This window comes from Microcystis sp. LE19-10.1B, assembly GCF_027530565.1.
Taxonomy (GTDB): domain Bacteria; phylum Cyanobacteriota; class Cyanobacteriia; order Cyanobacteriales; family Microcystaceae; genus Microcystis; species Microcystis aeruginosa.
This window is the reverse complement of record NZ_JAPZQM010000421.1, coordinates 1-2751: the sequence shown is the minus strand read 5'-3', so window position 1 is coordinate 2751 and position 2751 is coordinate 1. Positions and strand designations below refer to the sequence as shown.

The 2751-nt window shown below is 46.4% G+C and carries 2 protein-coding genes; one reads left to right on the top strand and one right to left on the bottom strand.

The window, feature by feature from the left end; translation table 11 throughout:
* Positions 1-74 precede the first annotated feature (74 nt).
* Entirely contained in the window at positions 75-761 is a 687-nt protein-coding gene (locus tag O9332_RS15275; RefSeq protein WP_004266829.1) for a hypothetical protein, read from the bottom strand.
* Between the two features lie 255 nt (positions 762-1016).
* On the opposite strand from O9332_RS15275, the gene hisD reads away from it, so the two are divergent.
* On the top strand, positions 1017-2321 hold the full coding sequence (hisD, locus tag O9332_RS15270; RefSeq protein WP_002798851.1) for a histidinol dehydrogenase: 1305 nt from the start codon (positions 1017-1019) through the stop codon (positions 2319-2321).
* Positions 2322-2751 lie beyond the last annotated feature (430 nt).

Sequence of the window (2751 nt, the reverse complement as noted above, 5' to 3'; positions counted from 1 at the left end):
CCCACACCCTACACCCCACACCCTACCCCCCACACCCGACCCCCCACCGAAAAACTTTTTGCCGCAAACCCTAATTAGGGCAGCCATTCCAGTAAAATTCCTAGGGAGCTATCTTTACGGGCGCGGGAATTTTGGGCTTGAATATCGGCGGCTAAACGTAAATTAGAGGTAATCGCATAACCAACCGAAAGAGTAGTCAATCCCACCTCGTTAGCACCCCCCGGTGAGATAAAACTCTGACTGACGGTGATATCTGCTGCCCCCGTGCGAGAAAGGGCTAATTTGAGCTTTAATCCTAAGTTAAGCCCATCGGTGCTGTAATTTCCCGTTTGAATGTAACGATAGCCCACCATGGGAGCCAGATTGACATAATCACCCAAAGGGAGGAGATAGTATTGTAAATTGGCTCCTATTGCCGTCCTTTTGCCGTTAAAAGCCGTCTGATAATCGCCGCTTAGGGTTAAACTGGTTTGACCGAAAAACACATCTTCTACCCCCAAAATCACGCCACTGGAATTATCGGTAGAAGGAAACTCTGCATATCCTAAACGGATACGAGTGCGAAAACTAGGATCGCGGCGAATATCTTCGGCGATATCGGGTATTTTTTCTAACCAACGCTCTAAAACTGGGCTTTCTTGTCGAATTTTCGGGTCTAAGTCTAAATCCGTTTCTGCCCACACAGCACCACTCGCCCCCCATAATAAACTAAGAGCGATCGCATTTACAGAACAGCAAGAGAGCTTAAACATGATCTGCATTATACCCAAGGAGGCAGGAGGCAAGAGGCAAGAGGCAAGAGAAAGAATCTGGCAATAAAGCTTTTAGCTTAACAAATTAGGTTTTAGATTCGGCCTTTGTTATCAGTTATCAGATGTGAGTTTTCAGTTCACTGATTACTGGTTACTGTTTACTGATCACTGAAAAGCCGGCACTCCCCCAAAGGTTACAATAAAAATAAAGATTCAGATTCCCCGTTATTCTTGAGAGGACGGGGGGCAGTAGGAGCAGCAATAGTGGTTAGAATATTAAAACTTTCGCAATTAAGTAGCGCAGAACGGGCAAAACTTCAGAAAAGAGCCGAGTTAGATATTGATAACGCCCTCAAAGTCGCTCAAACGGTCATAGAAACCATCCGCGAACGGGGGGATGCCGGCGTTGTGGACTATGTGCGGCGTTTTGACTACGAAGGTGCGACGGTAGAAAATATCAAAGTCAGCGAGGCAGAATTTGAGCGGGCTTTTCATTTAATTGAACCGGAAGTAAAAACTGCCATTGAACAGGCTTTCCGGAATATTCAAGAGGTACATCGTCGCCAAATGCCGGAAGAAACACTACTGGCAGAAATTGAAACCGGTGTCTTTGCCGGCGAAAAAATCTCTCCTATCCCCAATGTGGGTTTATACGTTCCCCGGGGCCGCGGTGCTTTTCCCTCGATGATGTTAATGTTAGCCATCCCGGCAATGGTGGCAGGAGTGGAAAGAGTTGTCGTTTGCACTCCCCCCGATAAACAGGGCAACGTGGAACCCGTTTCTCTGGTGGCGGCGCAGATGGCTGGAGTCAGAGAAATTTATAAATTAGGGGGCGTACAAGCGATCGCTGCTTTGGCTTTGGGAACAAAAAATATCAAAAGGGTTGACAAAATTACCGGTCCGTGCAGCGTCTATGGGGCGGCGGCCAAGCGGTTACTGTTCGGTACTGTGGATGTGGGTTTGCCGGCCGGTCCAAGTGAGTCGATAGTTTTGGCCGATGAGTCCACCGATGCCCGTTTAGCGGCCTTGGATTTATTAATTGAAGCGGAACACGGGGCGGATTCGGCAGCTTTATTAGTCACCCACTGTGAAGATTTGGCGATCGCTGCTAGTGAATATGCACAGGAATACCTGCAAAAACTCCCGGATTGGCGACGGGAATTCTGTGAGGCGGGTTTAGCCGCCTATGGGGGCATAATTTTAACCGATAGTTTGCAGCAATCCCTCGATTTTGTCAATGAGTACGCCCCGGAACATCTAGAGGTTTTAGTTAGTAATCCTTTTGCCATTCTGGGCAAGATTAAAAATGCTGGCGAAATTCTCCTGGGAAATCATACTCCTTCCTCTATGGCTACCTACGCCATCGGAGTCAATGCTGTGCTGCCGACGGGAAGTTTTGCCCGTTCCTATTCGGCGGTTTCGGTTTATGATTTTCTCAAGCGCTCTACTTTGGCTTATGTCACCCCTGAAGGCTTTGAAAAGTTAAAAGAAACCACGAAAACTTTAGCCGAGTACGAGGGTTTTCCCGCCCATAAATTAGCAATTCAACACAGGGAAATTTTACTCTAAATAGGGCTTGCGGCAAAAAGTTTTTCGTGGGGGCAGGGTGTGGGGTGTGGGGTGTGGGGTGTAGGGTTTTACCGATTTTCATCTGGTCAATTACCTAATTTTCAGGGAAAAAGTACCTGAATTTTCCCCCCGCTCACTCCCACGGCCGGTACTTTTGGATTGACAAAAAGTCTAAAAGTCTTATCCAGCAAGGTTTTTAGATTTATTCAGCAAGCCCTAAATACAGGAAATAGGAAACGGGGAATAACTTAGATATGTAGGCAAGCTTATTTTTTAAATTCAGTACAGCTGGTTCTTCGTTACTTGGTATGGTTCGATAGGGGGGCATAAATCGACTAAATCCTTATCTGGCAAGAGACTTAATTGATTAGTTCGCTCTAGATAAAAAACAATTGACAAAAATCGCTAAATGCCTTTCTATATAAGGGTT